Source organism: Deltaproteobacteria bacterium, from assembly GCA_035063765.1.
Taxonomy (GTDB): domain Bacteria; phylum Myxococcota_A; class UBA9160; order UBA9160; family PR03; genus CAADGG01.
Genome location: JAPSFT010000007.1, coordinates 94,117 through 109,447 on the forward strand (window position 1 = coordinate 94,117; position 15,331 = coordinate 109,447).

At 72.5% G+C, this 15,331-nt stretch carries 14 protein-coding genes; 4 read left to right on the plus strand and 10 right to left on the minus strand.

The features are described 5' to 3' along the window. Nucleotides 1-11: 11 nt before the first annotated feature. The 8 genes from fliN to OZ948_06950 form a co-directional block, all read right to left on the minus strand. Nucleotides 12-353, minus strand: a complete 342-nt coding sequence (gene fliN / locus OZ948_06915) for a flagellar motor switch protein FliN (protein MEB2344451.1) — start codon at nucleotides 351-353, stop codon at nucleotides 12-14. Then, nucleotides 331-1,308: a FliM/FliN family flagellar motor switch protein gene (locus OZ948_06920; protein ID MEB2344452.1), complete on the minus strand. Its 978-nt coding sequence runs from the start codon at nucleotides 1,306-1,308 to the stop codon at nucleotides 331-333. The genes fliN and OZ948_06920 overlap by 23 nt, the downstream gene beginning before the upstream one ends. Further along, the gene (locus OZ948_06925) at nucleotides 1,305-1,832 is read right to left on the minus strand and encodes a flagellar basal body-associated FliL family protein (protein MEB2344453.1); all 528 of its coding nucleotides are present in this window, start codon (nucleotides 1,830-1,832) and stop codon (nucleotides 1,305-1,307) included. Before OZ948_06925 ends, OZ948_06920 begins: the two co-directional genes overlap by 4 nt. A gap of 16 nt (nucleotides 1,833-1,848) precedes the next feature. Further along, nucleotides 1,849-3,159, minus strand: a complete 1,311-nt coding sequence (locus OZ948_06930) for a sigma-54 dependent transcriptional regulator (protein ID MEB2344454.1) — start codon at nucleotides 3,157-3,159, stop codon at nucleotides 1,849-1,851. A 386-nt stretch (nucleotides 3,160-3,545) separates the two neighbouring features. Then, on the minus strand, nucleotides 3,546-4,538 hold the full coding sequence (locus tag OZ948_06935; protein ID MEB2344455.1) for a flagellar motor switch protein FliG: 993 nt from the start codon (nucleotides 4,536-4,538) through the stop codon (nucleotides 3,546-3,548). Next, on the minus strand, nucleotides 4,535-5,341 hold the full coding sequence (locus OZ948_06940; protein MEB2344456.1) for a cyclic nucleotide-binding domain-containing protein: 807 nt from the start codon (nucleotides 5,339-5,341) through the stop codon (nucleotides 4,535-4,537). Before OZ948_06940 ends, OZ948_06935 begins: the two co-directional genes overlap by 4 nt. Nucleotides 5,342-5,367: 26 nt before the next feature. Beyond that, nucleotides 5,368-6,009 carry a response regulator transcription factor gene (locus OZ948_06945; GenBank protein ID MEB2344457.1) on the minus strand — a complete coding sequence of 214 codons (642 nt, stop codon included), beginning with the start codon at nucleotides 6,007-6,009 and terminating at the stop codon, nucleotides 5,368-5,370. 181 nt (nucleotides 6,010-6,190) lie between these two features. Then, nucleotides 6,191-6,832: a response regulator transcription factor gene (locus OZ948_06950; protein ID MEB2344458.1), complete on the minus strand. Its 642-nt coding sequence runs from the start codon at nucleotides 6,830-6,832 to the stop codon at nucleotides 6,191-6,193. Nucleotides 6,833-7,073: 241 nt separating this feature from the next. Between OZ948_06950 and OZ948_06955 the strand changes: the two genes are divergently transcribed. From OZ948_06955 to OZ948_06965, 3 genes are all read left to right on the plus strand, one after another. After that, complete coding sequence (locus OZ948_06955; GenBank protein MEB2344459.1) at nucleotides 7,074-8,156, plus strand: hypothetical protein; 1,083 nt, start codon at nucleotides 7,074-7,076, stop codon at nucleotides 8,154-8,156. Between the two features lie 128 nt (nucleotides 8,157-8,284). After that, a complete protein-coding gene (locus OZ948_06960) occupies nucleotides 8,285-10,183 on the plus strand; it encodes a GspE/PulE family protein (protein ID MEB2344460.1) in 1,899 nt (632 codons plus the stop codon). 2 nt (nucleotides 10,184-10,185) lie between these two features. Beyond that, nucleotides 10,186-11,022 (plus strand): HDOD domain-containing protein, encoded by an 837-nt coding sequence (locus OZ948_06965; protein ID MEB2344461.1) that lies wholly within the window; start codon nucleotides 10,186-10,188, stop codon nucleotides 11,020-11,022. A gap of 24 nt (nucleotides 11,023-11,046) precedes the next feature. Here the strand turns inward: OZ948_06965 and OZ948_06970 are convergent, their stop codons facing one another. Next, nucleotides 11,047-11,964: an OmpA family protein gene (locus tag OZ948_06970; GenBank protein ID MEB2344462.1), complete on the minus strand. Its 918-nt coding sequence runs from the start codon at nucleotides 11,962-11,964 to the stop codon at nucleotides 11,047-11,049. Beyond that, complete coding sequence (gene motA, locus OZ948_06975) at nucleotides 11,954-12,832, minus strand: flagellar motor stator protein MotA (GenBank protein ID MEB2344463.1); 879 nt, start codon at nucleotides 12,830-12,832, stop codon at nucleotides 11,954-11,956. The genes OZ948_06970 and motA overlap by 11 nt, the downstream gene beginning before the upstream one ends. A 450-nt stretch (nucleotides 12,833-13,282) precedes the next feature. On the opposite strand from motA, the gene OZ948_06980 reads away from it, so the two are divergent. After that, the gene (locus OZ948_06980; GenBank protein ID MEB2344464.1) at nucleotides 13,283-14,728 is read left to right on the plus strand and encodes an ATP-binding protein; all 1,446 of its coding nucleotides are present in this window, start codon (nucleotides 13,283-13,285) and stop codon (nucleotides 14,726-14,728) included. Nucleotides 14,729-15,331: the final 603 nt, after the last annotated feature.

Sequence of the window (15,331 nt, forward strand, 5' to 3'; positions counted from 1 at the left end):
CTCCTCGCCCGTCAGGGCGCGCCCTCGCGGCCGCCGCGCCGCGCGGCGCCGACTACCTCGGTGAGCGTCACCGCGAGCCGGTCGTCCACCATGGACAGCTCGCCGCGCGCCACCAGCCGGCCGTTCACGAGCACGTCGGCGGGCTCGCCACTTGCGCGGTCGAGCTCGACGATCGAGCCCTTCTCGAGCTCCAGAACCTCGCGCACGAGCAGGCGGGCCCTGCCCACCTCGACGGTGAGCTGGAGCGGTACGTCGGCGACGAAGTCGAGCGACGCCGGCGCCTCCGTCGGCGTGGCAGCAGCACGTCCCGCGCTGCCGGCCTTCTTCCCCTCACCGCGCTGCGACGCTTCCATCCGCTGCTTCCTCCCCGGCGTCGAGCCGGTCGATGATCTGCACGGCCAGCCGCCCGTCCATCGCCCCTCGCATTCCGCGGAAGCGGGGCACGCCCTCGACGGCAACGACGACGCCGCCGTCGCGCCGCGCCGCCACCGGCAGCACGTCACCGACGCGCAACGCCGCGAGCTGGGCCACCGTGACCTGCGCGGTACCAGCGGCGACCGCCACCCACAGCGGCGCGTCGAGCAGGCTGCGTGTCAGCGCGCCGCTCGTCTCCCGGCCGGCCTCGCGGCGCGCGCCGGCGGCCGGGGTGTCGCCGAGCACACCGCGCGGCAACGCCAGGCGCAAGCGCCCGATCTCCTCGAAGCCGGCCAGCTCGAAGCTGGCGAGGACGAGGCGCGGTGTGCGCGCGTCGCGGAGCGCTGCGACGCCCTCGAGGCCGCGGATCTCGGGCATACCGCCCAGGCCGGCGGCCGGCGCCAGCCGCTCCACCAGTTCGGCGCCGATCCGGCGCAGGAAGCGCAGCTCGATCTGGGTATAGGGCCGCTCGGGCGGCGATAGCGCGCCGGGCTCGCGCGCGCCGAACGCGAGCCGCATCCACGCGAACAGCAGCGGCCGGCTCAAGAGCAGGAAGCCCGGCTCGCCGCCCGGCGTCGCCGCGAAGACCAGCACGCGATCGCTCGGCAGCATGGCCGCCGCCAGGTCCGCGGGGCGCGCCTCGTCGAGCGCGAGCAGCGAGAGATCGATGCGGCGCTGAAAGCGGCTCGCCAGCGCGCGCGCCTGGTCGCGCGCGAAGCGCTCGAGGCCCCGGCGGAGTCCCGCCAGCCGGTCGGCGCGCCCGCCGGACTCGGGATCGAGGCCGGCGGGCCGGCGCAGGCGCTCGGCGTCGCGGCGCGCACCCGCGAGCTCGTCGACGATCGCCTCGATCTCGTCCGGCGAGAGCAGGCGCCAGGCGGCGTCGGGCTCGCTCATTGGATCACGAACTCCGTGATCAACACCGCGCGGATGCGGTCGGGCCCGGCGATGTCGGCCAGGCGCTCGTGCAGCTCGTTCTTCAGCATCGCCTTCCCCTCGAACCCGTCGAGATCCTCGAGCCGCTTGCTCGAAAGCACCACGATTACCGCGTCGCGCAGCTGTGCGGTGCGCTCGGCGAGCTCCTTCCGGTCACCCGGGCTCGCCAACTCGATCTCGATCCGCGCCTTCAAGAAGCGCTCGAAGCCCTCACCAGCGACGTTCACGACGAAGGGATCGAGGTTGAGGACGCGGTCCACGAGCGGGGCCGGGCCCAGCGAGGCGCCTTCGCCGCTCGCGGCCTCCTCGCCACCGCGGCCGGCATCGGCCGGCAGCCGCGCCGCGCCGCGCTGCGCCGCGAACCAGGCGCCGCCGGCACCGAGACCCAAGCAGACGACGCCGACGAGGATCGTCGACAGCAGCCGCCCGCGCCCTGCCGGTGTGGGCACCGGCGCCGCACTCACGGCTTCTTCCGTGCTCGACATCGCGTCCTCCCCTCGCTCAGAGCCGACCCAGCGGCGGTCCCTGCGGCTCGATCCCGAACTCCCGGAGCCGGCGCCACAGCGTCGTTGTCGAGATCTCGAGGATCTCGGCCGCTCGCTTGCGATTCCAGCCGACCACCTCGAGGGTGCGCAGGATGTGCGCGCGCTCCAGCGTCGCCAGGCTCTGCAGGCCCGGCGCGGGCGGTTCGGCGGGCCGTCGTTCGCGCAGGCGCAGCGGCAGGTCGGCCGCCGAGAGCACCCGCGACCGGCACAGCGCCACACCGCTCTCGATCGTGTTCTCGAGCTGGCGCACGTTTCCCGGCCAGGCGTGGCCGAGCAGCAGCTCGAGGGCATCCTCGCCGATCCGCTCGACCGGCTTGTCCATCTTGCGCGCGAAGCGGCGGAGGAAGTGCTCCACCAGCAGCGCCACGTCCTCACGGCGCTCGCGGAGCGGAGGCACGTGGATCGGGATGACGGCCAGCCGGTAGTACAGATCCTCACGAAAGCGGCCTTCGGCCACCTCCCGCTCGAGATCCTTGTTGGTGGCGGTCACGAGTCGCACGTCCACGAAGCGCGAGGTCTCGCTACCGACCGGACGCAGCTCGCCGGTCTGGAGGAAGCGCAGCAGCTTGGCCTGCATGGTGAGCGGCATCTCCGCGACCTCGTCGAGGAACACGGTGCCGCGGTGGGCGTGCTCGAAGAGCCCACGCTTGTTCGCCGAGGCACCGGTGAAGGAACCGCGCCGGTGCCCGAACAGCTCGCTCTCGAGCAGGGACTCGGGAACGGCGGCAGAGTTCACTGCGCAGAAGACGCGGCCCGCGCGGCGGCTTGCCTGGTGGATCGCCCGACCCACCAGCTCCTTGCCGGTACCGGTCTCGCCGGTGACGAGAACGGTGCTATCGGTGGCAGCGACCTTCTCGATCAGCTGCAGGAGATCGCGGATCGCCGGCGAGCGGCCCACGATCCCGGTGCCGGCGGCAAGCGCACCCGGCGCCCCCGCTTCGGGCTCGTCGCCGAGCAGCTCGTCGACCGTGCCGAGCAGGCGTTCGGCATCCACGCGGCCACCCGGCGCACCTGCTTCGCCGCCGGCCAGCACCAGGCTGGTGCCCGGCAGACGCTCGCGCAGGCGCTCGAGCAGGGCGGGTAGCGCGGGGTCGCTCGCGCGGACGTCGTCGCCGACCACCGCTACGTCGAAGCCCTCGCCCTCGCCCTCGAAGCCCACCTCCTCGGGACGTGTCACGGCCACGACCTCGTGGCCGCGCCCGTCGAGGAGCTCCCGCATGCGCCGCCCGGACTGGCGGTCGGCGTCCACGATCAGGATCCGTGCCACTTCCCGTGCCCCCCTCGCGCGTAGATCGGTTACCCGATGCGCCCACGGTCGGGCGCGGCATCCCTTTCCCACCGGCCTCCCGTCCTGCAACCGCTCGATCGCTGCGTTCTGGAAGCACGGGCTGCGCGGTGAAACGATCTCGTGTCGGACCGGCAACGCGCTCGCAGGCAGAATGATCGGCACGTGCAGAACGTGCTTGAGTGCCGAGTGCACGTTTCCCATCGAAACACCGGAAACACCGAGATGAGGTGCTACCGGGAACACATTTCCTAGGGTGTTGCCCGCCGTGTACTCGGGGATTCTCCCGAGATGCCGGGCGTACGTACACCGATGCACGATCGCGATTGCGTCGTGTTCATCGAAATCCGCTCAGTATCGGTTGGGAATCAGACCCAGGGCTCGTCGGAGTCCGAGCCGAGCACGATCTCGCCCTGGTCCGCAAGGCGGCGTGCGACGTCGACGACCTCGCGCTGCTTGGCCTCCACCTCGGAAAGGCGGCGCGGACCGAGCGACTCGCTCTCGTCGGCCAACGACTCTCGGGCGCGGGTGGAGAGGCAGGCGTGCACACGCTCGCGCAGCGAGTCCGAAGAGGCCTTGAGCGCCAGCGCCAGGTCCTCCATCGGGACCTGCTGGAGCAGCCGCCGCATCCCCTTGTCATCGAGCGAGGACAGGTGCTCGAAGGTGAACAACTGGCGGCGGATCTCCTCGGCGATCGTGCCGTCGGCGGCCTCGAGCGCATCGAGCACCTCGTCGCCTTGCGCCTTGCGGAGCTGCGCGATCAGCTCGGCGGCCAGCGCCGGCCCCGCCGCCGGCGTGGCGCCGCGCTCGTGGTCGGCGAAGAGCTCCTCCAGGCCGGCGGCGACGTCCGACACCACCTCGGCCGTGACCGACTCGAGGGTTGCGAGCCGGCGCACCACCTCGGGCCGCACGGTGTCCGGGAGCGCGGCGATCACCGCCCCGCCCTGCCGGGTGGGGAGCTGCGAGAGGATCAGGGCGATCGTCTGCGGGTCCTCGCCCGCGATGCCGCTCGCGATGAAGGCGGGCGTGTGCGGATGCAGCGCCCAGGCGATCGGCGCGTAGTCGCGGCGGTACTTGGCGCGCAGCCGCTCGGCGTGCGTCGGCGGCAGAAGGGTCTCGATGATCTCGAGGGTGCGGACCGCACCGCCGAAGACGGCCCCGCTGCGGCCCGCGATGCGCTCGCGAAACTCCTCCAGGACCCGGGCCTGGAGCTCTGCCGGAACCGAGTCGATGCGCGACACGGCTGCCAGGATCCTCTCCACTTCCTCCTCGTCCATGCGCGAGAGCAGCTCGCGCGCACCCTCCTCGGGCAGCGAGAGGATCAGGATCGCCGCCTTCTCGGGCCCGGAGAGCTCGCTCACAGGGCATCCCCGACGCGCGCGAGCAGCGCACCGGCGCGCTGCGCGTAGGTCTGGGTCACGGCCTGTGCGAGGCGCTGTGCGAGCCAGGGCTTGGCGGCGCACAGGTAGCGGAACGAGGACTCGTGGATCTCGAGCAGCCGCACGTCGGTGGCGGCCTGGGCGGACTCGCTCGGCAGCCCCTCGGCGACCAGCGGAAGTCCCCCGAAGAGCCGCCCCGGCCCGAGCCGTGCCAGCAGATGGTCGCGCACCCCTCGCGCGCGCACTTGGAGCGCCACCTCACCGCTGTACACGATGAAGATCGAGCTCAGGCCGCTGCGCGGCACATCGCCGCGGTAGATATAGTGACCGGTGGTTACGTTCCGCCAGCGCGATGCGTGCGCGAGGCCAACCGCCTCGTCGACCGAGAAGTGCGACAGGTCCGAGCCTCCGTAGAGGAAGCGTGCCAGCGTCTTGCCGCTGTCGAGCACCAGGTCCCAGAGCCTCGTCACGACCTCGTCGGGCAGATCCGTGAAGGAGACGCCCGTCAGCATGACCTTCTCACTCGGCTCCTCGCGCTGCCAGCGGCCCTCGGCCTCGAGCATGACGGCACCGCCGGGCAGATGGAGCCTCACGCGCCGGATCGAGCGGATGTCGAAGCCCGAGGCCGTCGCGATGCAGGCACCGCCGATTCCGAGGTCGCGGGTCTGCCCGACGAGCGGGCCGGGCAGACCCGCGCTCACGATCTCCGCGCGATGATCGGCTCCCACGCGCGGGTCCGAGCGCGCGTGGCGCAGATGGTCGAAGGGAGCCTGCGAAGTACTCATCGGTGGCCGATCCCTCCCGCGCGCCGCTAGAGCGCGACGAGGCCCTCGTGGATGGCGACACGGACGAGCCGCGATGCCTTCCGGATCTTCAGCTTCGCCATCAGGTTGCAGCGGTGGGTCTCGACCGTCTTGATCGAGACCCCGAGCGCCGTCGCGATCTCCTTGCTCGACAGGCCCTCGGCGATGAGCTGGAGCACCTCGCGCTCGCGACCCGTGAGCAGCGAGACCGGGGACGCGGCCTCGCCCGGTTGCACCAGCGCCCCGACGACGCGGTCGGCGATCGATGGCGAGAGGTACGTGCGCCCCGCCGCGAGCGCGGCGATCGCATCGCGCAGCTCCGCCGGCGAGCAGGATTTCACGAGGTAGCCGGCCGCACCGGCCTGGAGCGCCTGGGTGACCTGAAGCTGGCCATCGTGGATCGAGAGCACGAGGCAGCGCGTGCGCAGCCCGCGCTGCCGGATGCGCCGGATCGCCTCGACTCCGGAGAGGCGCGGCATCGTCAGCTCCAGCACCGCGATGTCGGGCTCGTGCAAGGTGGCGAGCTCCACCGCCTCCTCGCCGGTCGCGGCCTCGGCGACGACGCGCAGCTCGGGCACCTCCTCCACGAGCCGCCGCACACCCTCGCGCACCAGGCGGTGATCGTCGGCGAGCAGGAGCTTTACGATCACGGACTTGCCTCCGATCCGGCGGGCCGCCTGCCGGTGGCACGCACGACGCTGATCGGCGGCGGGCCGGACGGCGCGGATCGGGGAGACCGTGGATTTCTCGGACTTAGACCCTGTACGTCGAGGTCAGGAGAAGCTCCTGGAAGCCTCGGTATTTCTACCGATCTCGCCTCCGCCCTCGGCCTCAGGGAGCGACCAGGCCCTCGCGGATCGCCAGGCGCACCAGCCCCGAGGTCTTGCGGATGCTGAGCTTGGTCATGAGGTTCGCGCGGTGCGTCTCGGCGGTCTTCACCGAGAGGCCGAGCTGGGTGGCGATCTCCTTCGAGGAGAGGCCCTCGGCAACGAGCTGGAGTACCTCGCGCTCGCGGTCGGTGAGCATGGCGAGCGGCGCCGCCCGGCGCTCCTCGCCACCACGGACCGCCTCGACCATGTGGTGCGAGATCGCCGGGGATACGAAGGCACGCCCCCCGCGCACGGCGTCCACCGCCTCCAGGAGCTGGCGCGCGGCGGCGCTCTTGACGACGTAGCCGAGGGCCCCTGCCCGCAGCGCCTCGCGAACATGAGACCAGCTCTCGTGCATCGTCAGGACCAGCACCCGCGTATCGCCCTCGCGTGCGATCTGGCGGGTCGCCTCGACCCCGGAGAGACGCGGCATCCAGAGGTCGAGTACCGCAATGTCGGGTCGATGACACCGCGCCAGATCTACGGCCTCCCGCCCGTCGCTCGCCTCCGCGACGACCTCGAGGTCGGTGCGGCTCTGGATCAGCAGCCGCAGCCCCTCGCGAACCATCTGGTGATCGTCGGCCAACAGGATCCGGGTGGCCATCGCCGCCTCCCGCGCGCTCGCGCGCCATTCTACGAGAACCGGCGACGAAGTGGAACCGCGATCGGAGCAGGATGCGGCGCGCCGGCCGGAGTGGACAATGGCGGGGACCAGGAGCAAGCGCGATGCGAACCGCTCTCCGAGAGCCGACGCGAGGGTCGGCGCCGCAAGGGCACGGGCTGCAGGCCGCCAGGCGCGGAGCGCCGAGCGAGGCACCGGCGCCGTACCGGCGGAGGGCACGCCCGTGAACGAGCTGGGTGCGCTGCTCGCCGTCACGCGCGAAGCGATCGCGCTCGTCGACGCGAACGGCACCGTGCTCGCTAGCAGTGAGGCGTTCGCGCGGCTGCTCGGAGGCGGAGGCGGACGGCCCGCGCGTCTCGCCGACGCACTCGGTAGCGACGCGTGGGCGGCCCTGCACCGTGCGGCCGTCAGCGCGGCGGCCGCAGCGGGCCCGCCCGCAACGGCGGCACCGGAGCGGACCTTCCCGCTGCGCGTCGAGCTGGTGACGGAGACCGGCCCGCGTGCCTTCGACCTGCGCGTACGACGCGTGGCCGGGGCCGGTGGTGCGATCGCCGTCGCGCTCCACGAGACCGGATCCGGGCCGGAAGAGCGAGCCGCCGGCCGCCGCGCCGCGCCGCGCCGCGCCCAGCGCGGCCGGCTGGCGCGCGGGGCAGCGCACGAGCTCGCCAACCTGCTCGTGTCGATCCAGTTCGCGAGCGATGCGCTGCTCCGGGGCGAGGCCTCTCCAGCGGAGGCACGCGACGACCTCACGGCGATCCGCGAGGCGGCCGAGCATGCCGGGGCGCTGCTTCGCCGGCTCCAGGTGGGCTCGGTGCCGCCCGAGGCAGAGGCGCCATGCGACCTCGGCGCCGCGGTCACCGCCTTCGCGCCGCTCCTCGAGCGTCTCCTGCCACCGCGCGGGCCCTGCACGGTGGCGGTGGCCGACGCGCCACTGCGCGTGCGTGCGGGTCGCGAGCGGATCGAGCAGGTGCTCGCGAACCTCGCGCTGCCGGCGGACGACGCGGCGCCCGCCTCCGGCACCTTCGAGCTGCATGTCCGCCGCGCGACGCTCGGCGACGACGCGGGCAGACGCGGCCTGTTCGGTGCGCCGGCCGGCATCTACGGGGCGATCGTGGTACGCAACGCCGGAGCCGGAGCCGCCGCGCTCCACGCCCGGCTCGCCGAAGACGAGGGCCTCGGCCTGCCGCAGGTGCGTGCGCTCGTCGTCGACGGGCTCGGCGGCGACATGGCGATCGAGGACGCACCGGAGGGCGGCGCGCTCGTGACCGTCTACCTCCCGCTCGCGTCCGACGACGCGGCCGGCTGAGCGCCGTGCCGCGCCCCGCCGTCGCTCCAGCGAACGCCCGAGCGCAGCTCGGCACTTCCATCGATCCGTGTCGGAGCGCTCAAGAAGCGCAAGGCCTCGCACCGAAACGGCGGACGGAGGGTACGCCCTTGGCTTCTCGAGACTCAGTAGGCGCCGGCGCGGCAGGGACGGAGCAGCTGCCGCTGACTCGGATCCTGATCGAGGAGGGGCTCGTCACGCCCGAGCAGGTCGGCCACGCCGAGCGCGTGCGCACCAAGCTGCGCAGCGACCGCTCGCTGCTCGAGGTGGTGAAGGAGCTCTACGGGCTCGACGACATGGCGCTCCAGGCCGTGCTGGCCCGCCGCCGTCAGGACGTGCGGCTCGGCGACCTGCTGGTCGAGCTCGGCTACCTGCGCCGCGAGTACCTCGAAACCGCGCTCGCGATCCAGCGCGAGGACCCGGCGTCCAAGCTGCGTATCGGTGAGGTGCTGGTCGCTCACCACTTCATCGAGGAGAGCCGGCTGGTCGAGGTGCTCGCGATCCACCTCGGCTTCCCGCTCGAGACGCCCGACCTCGCGGACACGGCAGCGGAGCTCGTCGACGACGTTCCGCTCCGCTACTGCGAGCAGCACGAGTTCGTGCCCGTGCGCCGCGAGAACGACTGCATCGTCGTGGCGTTTGCCGACCCCACCCACCCCGGCGCACTCGAGGCTGCCGAAGGCGTCTTCGGGAAAGGCCGCGTGGTGGCCGCGATCGCCGCGCGCACCGCGATCCAGACCGCGCTGCGCCGGCTGGCGGGTCGAGAGGGTGCCGTCGTGGTCGAGGGAGCCTCGGGCTCTCTCGTGGTGGAGATCGTCGACGAGATCCTGCAGACGGCGCTCGACCAGGGCGCCAGCGACGTGCACTTCGACCCGCGTCCGGACCGCCTCACGGTGCGGCTGCGGGTGGACGGGGTACTGGCACCGCTGCGCGATCTGCCGCGTACGGTGGCGCCGGCGATCGCCACCCGCATCAAGGTGCTCTGCCAGGCGGACATCGCCGAGCGGCGCCGCCACCAGGGTGGCCGCTTCCTGTACGAGGCGGAGGGCCGCCACGCCGACCTGCGCGTCTCGATCTACGTCACGGTGCACGGTGAGAAGATCGTGCTACGGGTGCTGAACCAGGACCGCCGGCTGCTCTCGCTCGGCGAGATCGGGATGGCGCCCCACATGCTCGAGCGGCTGCGTGACGACGCTCTCGAGCGTCCGAGCGGCGTCGTGCTCGTCACCGGACCCACCGGCTCGGGCAAGACGACGACGCTCTATTCCTGCATCCAGGAGATCCGCAGCGAGGAGATCAGCATCCTCACGGCCGAGGATCCGGTCGAGTACGTGATCGACGGCATCGGCCAGTGCTCGCTGAACCCGGCGATCGACCTGACCTTCGAGGAGACGCTGCGCCACATCGTGCGGCAGGACCCGGACGTGATCGTGATCGGCGAGATCCGTGACCGGCTCTCCGCCGAGACCGCGATCCAGGCGGCGCTCACCGGCCACAAGGTGCTCACCACCTTCCACACCGAGGACACGATCGGTGGTCTGGTGCGCCTGCTCAACATGAACATCGAGGCCTTTCTCATCTCCTCGACGGTGGTGAGCGTGGTCGCGCAGCGCCTGATGCGCCGGGTTTGCAGCCAGTGCGCGCAGCCTCACCGGCCCACGCAGGTGGAGCTGCGCCGGCTCGGCTGCCCGCCGGCCGCGCTCGAGGGCGCGACCTTCCGGGCGGGCAGGGGCTGCGATGCCTGCCGCCACACCGGCTACAAGGGCCGCGTCGCGGCCTACGAGCTCCTCGTGCTCGACGCCGCCGTACGCGACGCGATCCTGGCCCGCGCCAGCTCGCACGAGATCCGCAAGATCTGCCGGGAGAGCACCGGACTCGTCACGCTCTTCGAGGACGGCCTCGTGCGCGCCGCTCGTGGCGACACCACGCTGCGCGAGGTGATCCGCATGCTGCCTCGACTCGATCGACCGCGCCCCCTCGCCGAGGTCCGGCGCCTACTGGGATGGTGACCATGTCGGAATCGCTCGCAGACATCGCGCTCGCGCAGATCGAAGGGGGCAGGGCCCGGATCCCGGTCTTCGATCCCAAGGCCGCGCGTGCCCAGCAGATGCTCGCCGAGGGCAGCTTCGAGATCGAGGAGCTCGAGGCGCTGATCGCCGCCGAGCCGGCGCTGGCCAGCGCATTGCTGCGCGCGGCCAACTCGACCTTCTTCGGCGGCCTCGACAAGGTGGTCTCGATCCACGAGGGCATCCTGCGTCTCGGTGCGCGGCGCAGCGCGCAGCTGGTGGTGGTCCTGGGCCAGAAGCAGGCCCATCGCATGGGCAACCCACAGCTACAGGCGATGGCCGAGCGGCTGTGGTCGCACTCGCTGGCCTGCGCGCTCGGCACGGACTGGCTCGTGCGCCGGCTGCGTGTGCCCGAGATCGAGAACGCAGCCATGCTCGCCGGCCTGCTCCACGACACCGGCAAGCTGTTCCTGCTCTGTGTGCTCGATGATCTGATTTCGTCGCGTAAACTGCAGTTCGAACCCACCGGGACCCTGGTCATCCAGATCCTGGCTGCGCTGCACGCATCGCTCGGTGCGCGCCTGCTCGACGAGTGGCGGATCCCCGATCCGTACCGCGCGCTCGTGCTGCACCACCACGACGAGGAGGTGGACGAGAGCGATGCGCTGCTGCTCGCCGTCCGGCTCGTGGACGGCGTCGCGAACAAGCTCGGCATCGGTCTCGAGCCGCGCCCCGACCACGATCCCGCGGGTACCCTGGAGGCACAGGCGCTGCGCGTGCCCGAGGTGATGATCGCGGAGCTCGAGATCCAGCTCGAGGACGCGCTCGCGATCGAGAGCTGAGGCGCGACCGGAGCCGCGAGGCGCTCAACCCCCCGTGGCTGGCGCCGGCGGGCCGGCCGCGGGTGTACCGTCCGGCACCACGCGCGCCGGCGGGCTCGACTCCGCCGGTGCGGCGGCGGCGTCGCGGAGCAGGATCGAGACGCGGCGGTTGCGCGGATCCTCGGGGTGATCGGCGAGGCGCGGCCGTCCGGAGGCGTAGCCGCGGATCTCCTCCACGCGGTCGGCAGCGACGCCCGACCCCTCCAGGACGCGGCGGGCAGCGTTCGCGCGGTCGGTGGAGAGATCCCAGTTGGAGTAGCCGCCCGGCGCATAGGCCAGGCTGTCGGTGTGACCTTCGATCACCACCCGTCCCGAGCTGGTGCGAAGCGAGTCACCGACGGCCTCGACCACCCGCCGCCCGATCGGCGTCAGCGCCGGACTGCCAAGCGCGTAGAAGGCGCCCTGCTCGGACTCCATCAGCTCGATACGCAGGCCCTCGTCGGTAAGCGTCACCTCGACGAGGTGCGCGATCCGCTCGAAGCCTTCGATCTCGGCGAGCCGGCGGCGCAGCGCCTGCTCGGCTTCCTCCAGCCGCTTCCTTCGATCACGCTCGCGCTGCTCCTGCTCCGTGCCGCGCAACGGTTGGGCCAGTGGCACCTCCAGCAAGGCCGCCTGCCCCGCCATCGGTGCCGAACCCGCGTCGAGCACGCCGGCGGCCCCCTGCTGGGCGTCGGAGCCCGCCACCTCGAGGGTGCCGAGCGGATCGCGGAAGTAGCCGCCGACGGCGCGCTTCACGTCCTCGTTCTGGTTGATCAACCACATCACCATGAAGAAGGCCATCATGGCCGTCACGAAGTCCGCGTAGGCCACCTTCCAGGCGCCGCCGTGGTGGGCGTCGCCGTGACCGCCGCGGCTACGCTTGCGGATGATGATCGTGGGACCAGGCCGGCCGTCACCCCCCACCATTGCCTCCCTGGGTCTTGAGCGCACGACACGCCTCGCTGAGCTCCGCCGAGCTCGGGCGCACCTCCGCCGGCAGCGAACGACGCGCCAGCTCCGCCGCCATTGCCGGGTTGGCACCCTTGTGCAGCGAGAGCAGCAGGTCCTTGAGCGTCACCAGGTAGCCATGGTCCTCCTCGAGCTTCGCGCCGAGGTTGTGGCCCATCGGCTGCACGACGCCGTAGGAGAGCAGCACGCCGAGGAAGGTGCCGACCAGCGCCGCGCCGACGTGATGGCCGATCTCCGCCGGCGGGCCGTCGATGTGGCCCATGGTGACGACGATGCCGAGCACGGCGGCCACGATGCCGAGCCCGGGCAGCGCGTCGGCCATCGTGAGCAGTGCCTTTGCCGGGCGCTGCTCCTCCTCCTTGCGGACGTGGAGGTCCGCCTCGAGAAGCTCCGCGAGCTCGTGGTCGCCGATCTTCACGCCCGAGGTGAAGAGCTCCAGCGTGTCGGTGAGGAAGGTCAGCACGGCGGCGTCGGCAGTGATGCTCGGGTAGCGGGCGAGGATCGGGCTCTGGAGTGGGCTCTCGAGGTGCTTCTCCAGCGCTACCAGGCCTTCGCGGCGCGCCAGCGTGAGCAGCTCGAAGCCCATCAGCAGGAGGTCCAGGTAGTCGCGGTCGCTGCGGCCGCCCTTGATCAGGGCGGGGACCTTGCGCACCAGCCCCTTGATCACACCCGCCGGGGTGCCCACCAGCAGCGCGCCCAAGGCGGCTCCGCCGATCACGATGAACTCGGAGGGCTGGAACAGCACCGGCACCGAGCCGCCGGCCAGCACGAAGCCGCCGATCACGGAGCCCAGGACGACCACGATGCCGACCAGCGCGAGCAAAGCCGCCCCCTCCAGCCGGCTCGCGCGCGCGGGCCAGCCTCGTTCGCGTCATCGGCCCGCGGTTGGGGGTCTTGAGCTGCCGGCGCCTGATCGACTCGACGCTGGGATGTGTCACCGAGACCCGGGTCGGGCGTTCGCCCGAGGCCACGCGGCGGCGGGGGGGAGCGCACGCGTGGCGGGCCGCGCCGCCCGGCGATCCCGACGAGGCGCCAGACAGCCTGCGGGCCGATCGGTACGGTCGCGATCGCCCGCGGCCGGGCGGGTGGCGCCGGCGCGCCCGAGCGGGCCGTGCCCTCGCAAGATCCCGTCGGCTCGGCGACACGATCCCGGTGACGGAGCGGGCAGCCTGGGGTCGGAAACCGCGGTCGTCCCGCCCGGATCGACCCGGACGATCGGGATGGCGGTACAATCGCGCCGCCGCGCAGGCTGCGCGTCCGGGAGCTGGTTTGCTTGGACCCGTCCCTGCACCGATCACGCTGGCTGACCGAGCTCGAGGACGCCCTCCTGCTCGGTGCGGCGACGATCGACGGCGACGGCCGCATCGCGCTCTGCTCCGAGGGCTTCGAGCGCCTGCTCGCCGCTCGCGAGGGAGCGCAGCTTGCCGCGCTGGTGGCGCCGGAGCAGCGTGAGCCGCTGCGCACCGCGCTCGACGCCGTGCGCGACGGTGAGCCGGAACGCGTACTGCGCCTCCCGGACGGCAGCAACGGGCGCGTCGTCGAGCTGCGCCTGCGCCGGTCGGCCGAGCCGGGTGGTCGGGTTGCCGCACTCGCGCGCGACCGCAGCGACCTCGACCGCATCGAGCGCCACCTGCTGCTCTCCGAGCGGCTGCGCCTGGTGGGCGAGATGGTGCTCGGCTGCGCGCACGAGTTGAACAACCTGCTGGGCGTGATCTGCCATGTCGCCGAGTCCGACACGGAGCCCGAGCCCGGCGACCTCGAGCTGCTGCGCCGTTCGGCCGACGACGCGCGGGGGCTCGTCCAGCGGCTGCACGGGTTCGCCCGCAACGAGGATGCCCTGGCCCGGCCCGGCGACGTCGTGGACGCACGCGAGGTGCTGCGCGACGCGCTCGAGTTCACCCGCCTGCGCTGGCAGCGCGAGGCTGCCGCTGCCGGCATCCGGATCGAGGTGGAGGCAGACCTCCAGCCCGTCGGCGTGGTGACCGGCTCGGCGGCCCAGCTCCGGCACGCCGCGATCAACCTGATCACGAACGCGATCGACGCGATGCCGCGCGGCGGGCGGCTCCGGGTGGGGACCCGCCGGGACGGCGACTACGCCGTACTCGAGGTCTCGGACACCGGGACGGGCTTTGCGTCGGAGCTGCAGGAGCGGATCTTCGAGCCCTTCTTCTCGACCAAGGGCGAGACCGGGCTCGGCCTCGGCCTCACGATCGTGGGCGAGATCGTCGCGCGACACGAAGGGCAGCTGCGCGTGCGCTCCCACGCGGACCGGGGCAGTGCCTTCGAGATCCGCCTGCCGGCCCGCACCGACGCATCGGTCCGGGTGGACGGCGCTCCGCCCGCCCGGGCGGGGGCCGCTCGCGCCTCGCGCGTTCTGCTCGTCGACGACAACCAGCTCCTGCGCCGTCTGATCGCGCGCACGCTGCGCGGCGACGGGCACGAGGTGCTCGAGTCGTCGAGCGCGGAGGAAGCGGAGGCGCTCGCGACCGAGCCGGATCGGATCGACCTGCTGATCCTGGATGTGTCGCTACCGGGCCGCTCCGGGCTCGAGCTGATCCGCATCCTGCGCGCGCGCGGCTGCCGGGCCCCGGCGCTCCTGATCACGGGCTGGGGCTTCGATATCCGCGCGGTCGAGGCGACCCGTGTCCTCGCCAAGCCCTTCTCGCCCGAGGCCCTGCGCCGCGCGATCGCTGAGCTCCGGGGTGACGACGGCGCGTAGACCGCGGCCGACCCCCATCCGCGTGGCGTGCAGCACCATGCCACACTCCTGCCACTCGGCATGGGCGCGTGCAGCATAGTACTCGGCGCGGCGCTCCCCGCCGAACCGCCGGCACAGATCGACGTAGGCGGCGTAGGCATCGGCAGCGTGCGGCCGGAGGCCGAGGTCGGCGGCGAGGCGAAGCGACTCCTCGACCGCGTGCTCCGCGCTCTGGCGGTCGGGATGAGGCGCGAGCCCGAGCGCGAGCCCGAGCGTGCGCAGCGCGCGCAGGCGGACGAGCCGCGGCGGCCGGGCGTCGAGGCAGCGGCGGGCCAGATCGGCTGCCTCGCCGAAGCGCCCGCACTCGAGCCTCGCCAGCGCCAGCCAGTCGAGCGTGGTCGGCCAGCGCGGATTGATCTCGGCCAGGCGCTCGAGCACCTCGGCGGCGCGTTTGGGCTCGTCCTGGAGCAGGTACACGTAGCCGGTCCAGAGTGCCGCGTTGTAGACCGCGCTCACCTGGGCGGTCCGGGAGCCGAGCTCGCGAGCCAGCTCCGCGGCACCGAGCGCGGCTTCGCACTCGCCGCGGAAGGCGTGAGCCTTCGCCAGCCACCCGGCTGCCAGCGC

What these genes read in the sequence shown, in the direction of transcription:
- OZ948_06965 (MEB2344461.1), top strand. Translation starts at nt 10,186, where the DNA reads ATGTCGGAATCGCTCGCAGACATCGCGCTCGCGCAGATCGAAGGGGGC.
- fliN (MEB2344451.1), bottom strand. Translation starts at nt 353, where the DNA reads ATGGAAGCGTCGCAGCGCGGTGAGGGGAAGAAGGCCGGCAGCGCGGGA.
- OZ948_06920 (MEB2344452.1), bottom strand. Translation starts at nt 1,308, where the DNA reads ATGAGCGAGCCCGACGCCGCCTGGCGCCTGCTCTCGCCGGACGAGATC.
- OZ948_06925 (MEB2344453.1), bottom strand. Translation starts at nt 1,832, where the DNA reads ATGTCGAGCACGGAAGAAGCCGTGAGTGCGGCGCCGGTGCCCACACCG.
- OZ948_06950 (MEB2344458.1), bottom strand. Translation starts at nt 6,832, where the DNA reads ATGGCCACCCGGATCCTGTTGGCCGACGATCACCAGATGGTTCGCGAG.
- OZ948_06940 (MEB2344456.1), bottom strand. Translation starts at nt 5,341, where the DNA reads ATGAGTACTTCGCAGGCTCCCTTCGACCATCTGCGCCACGCGCGCTCG.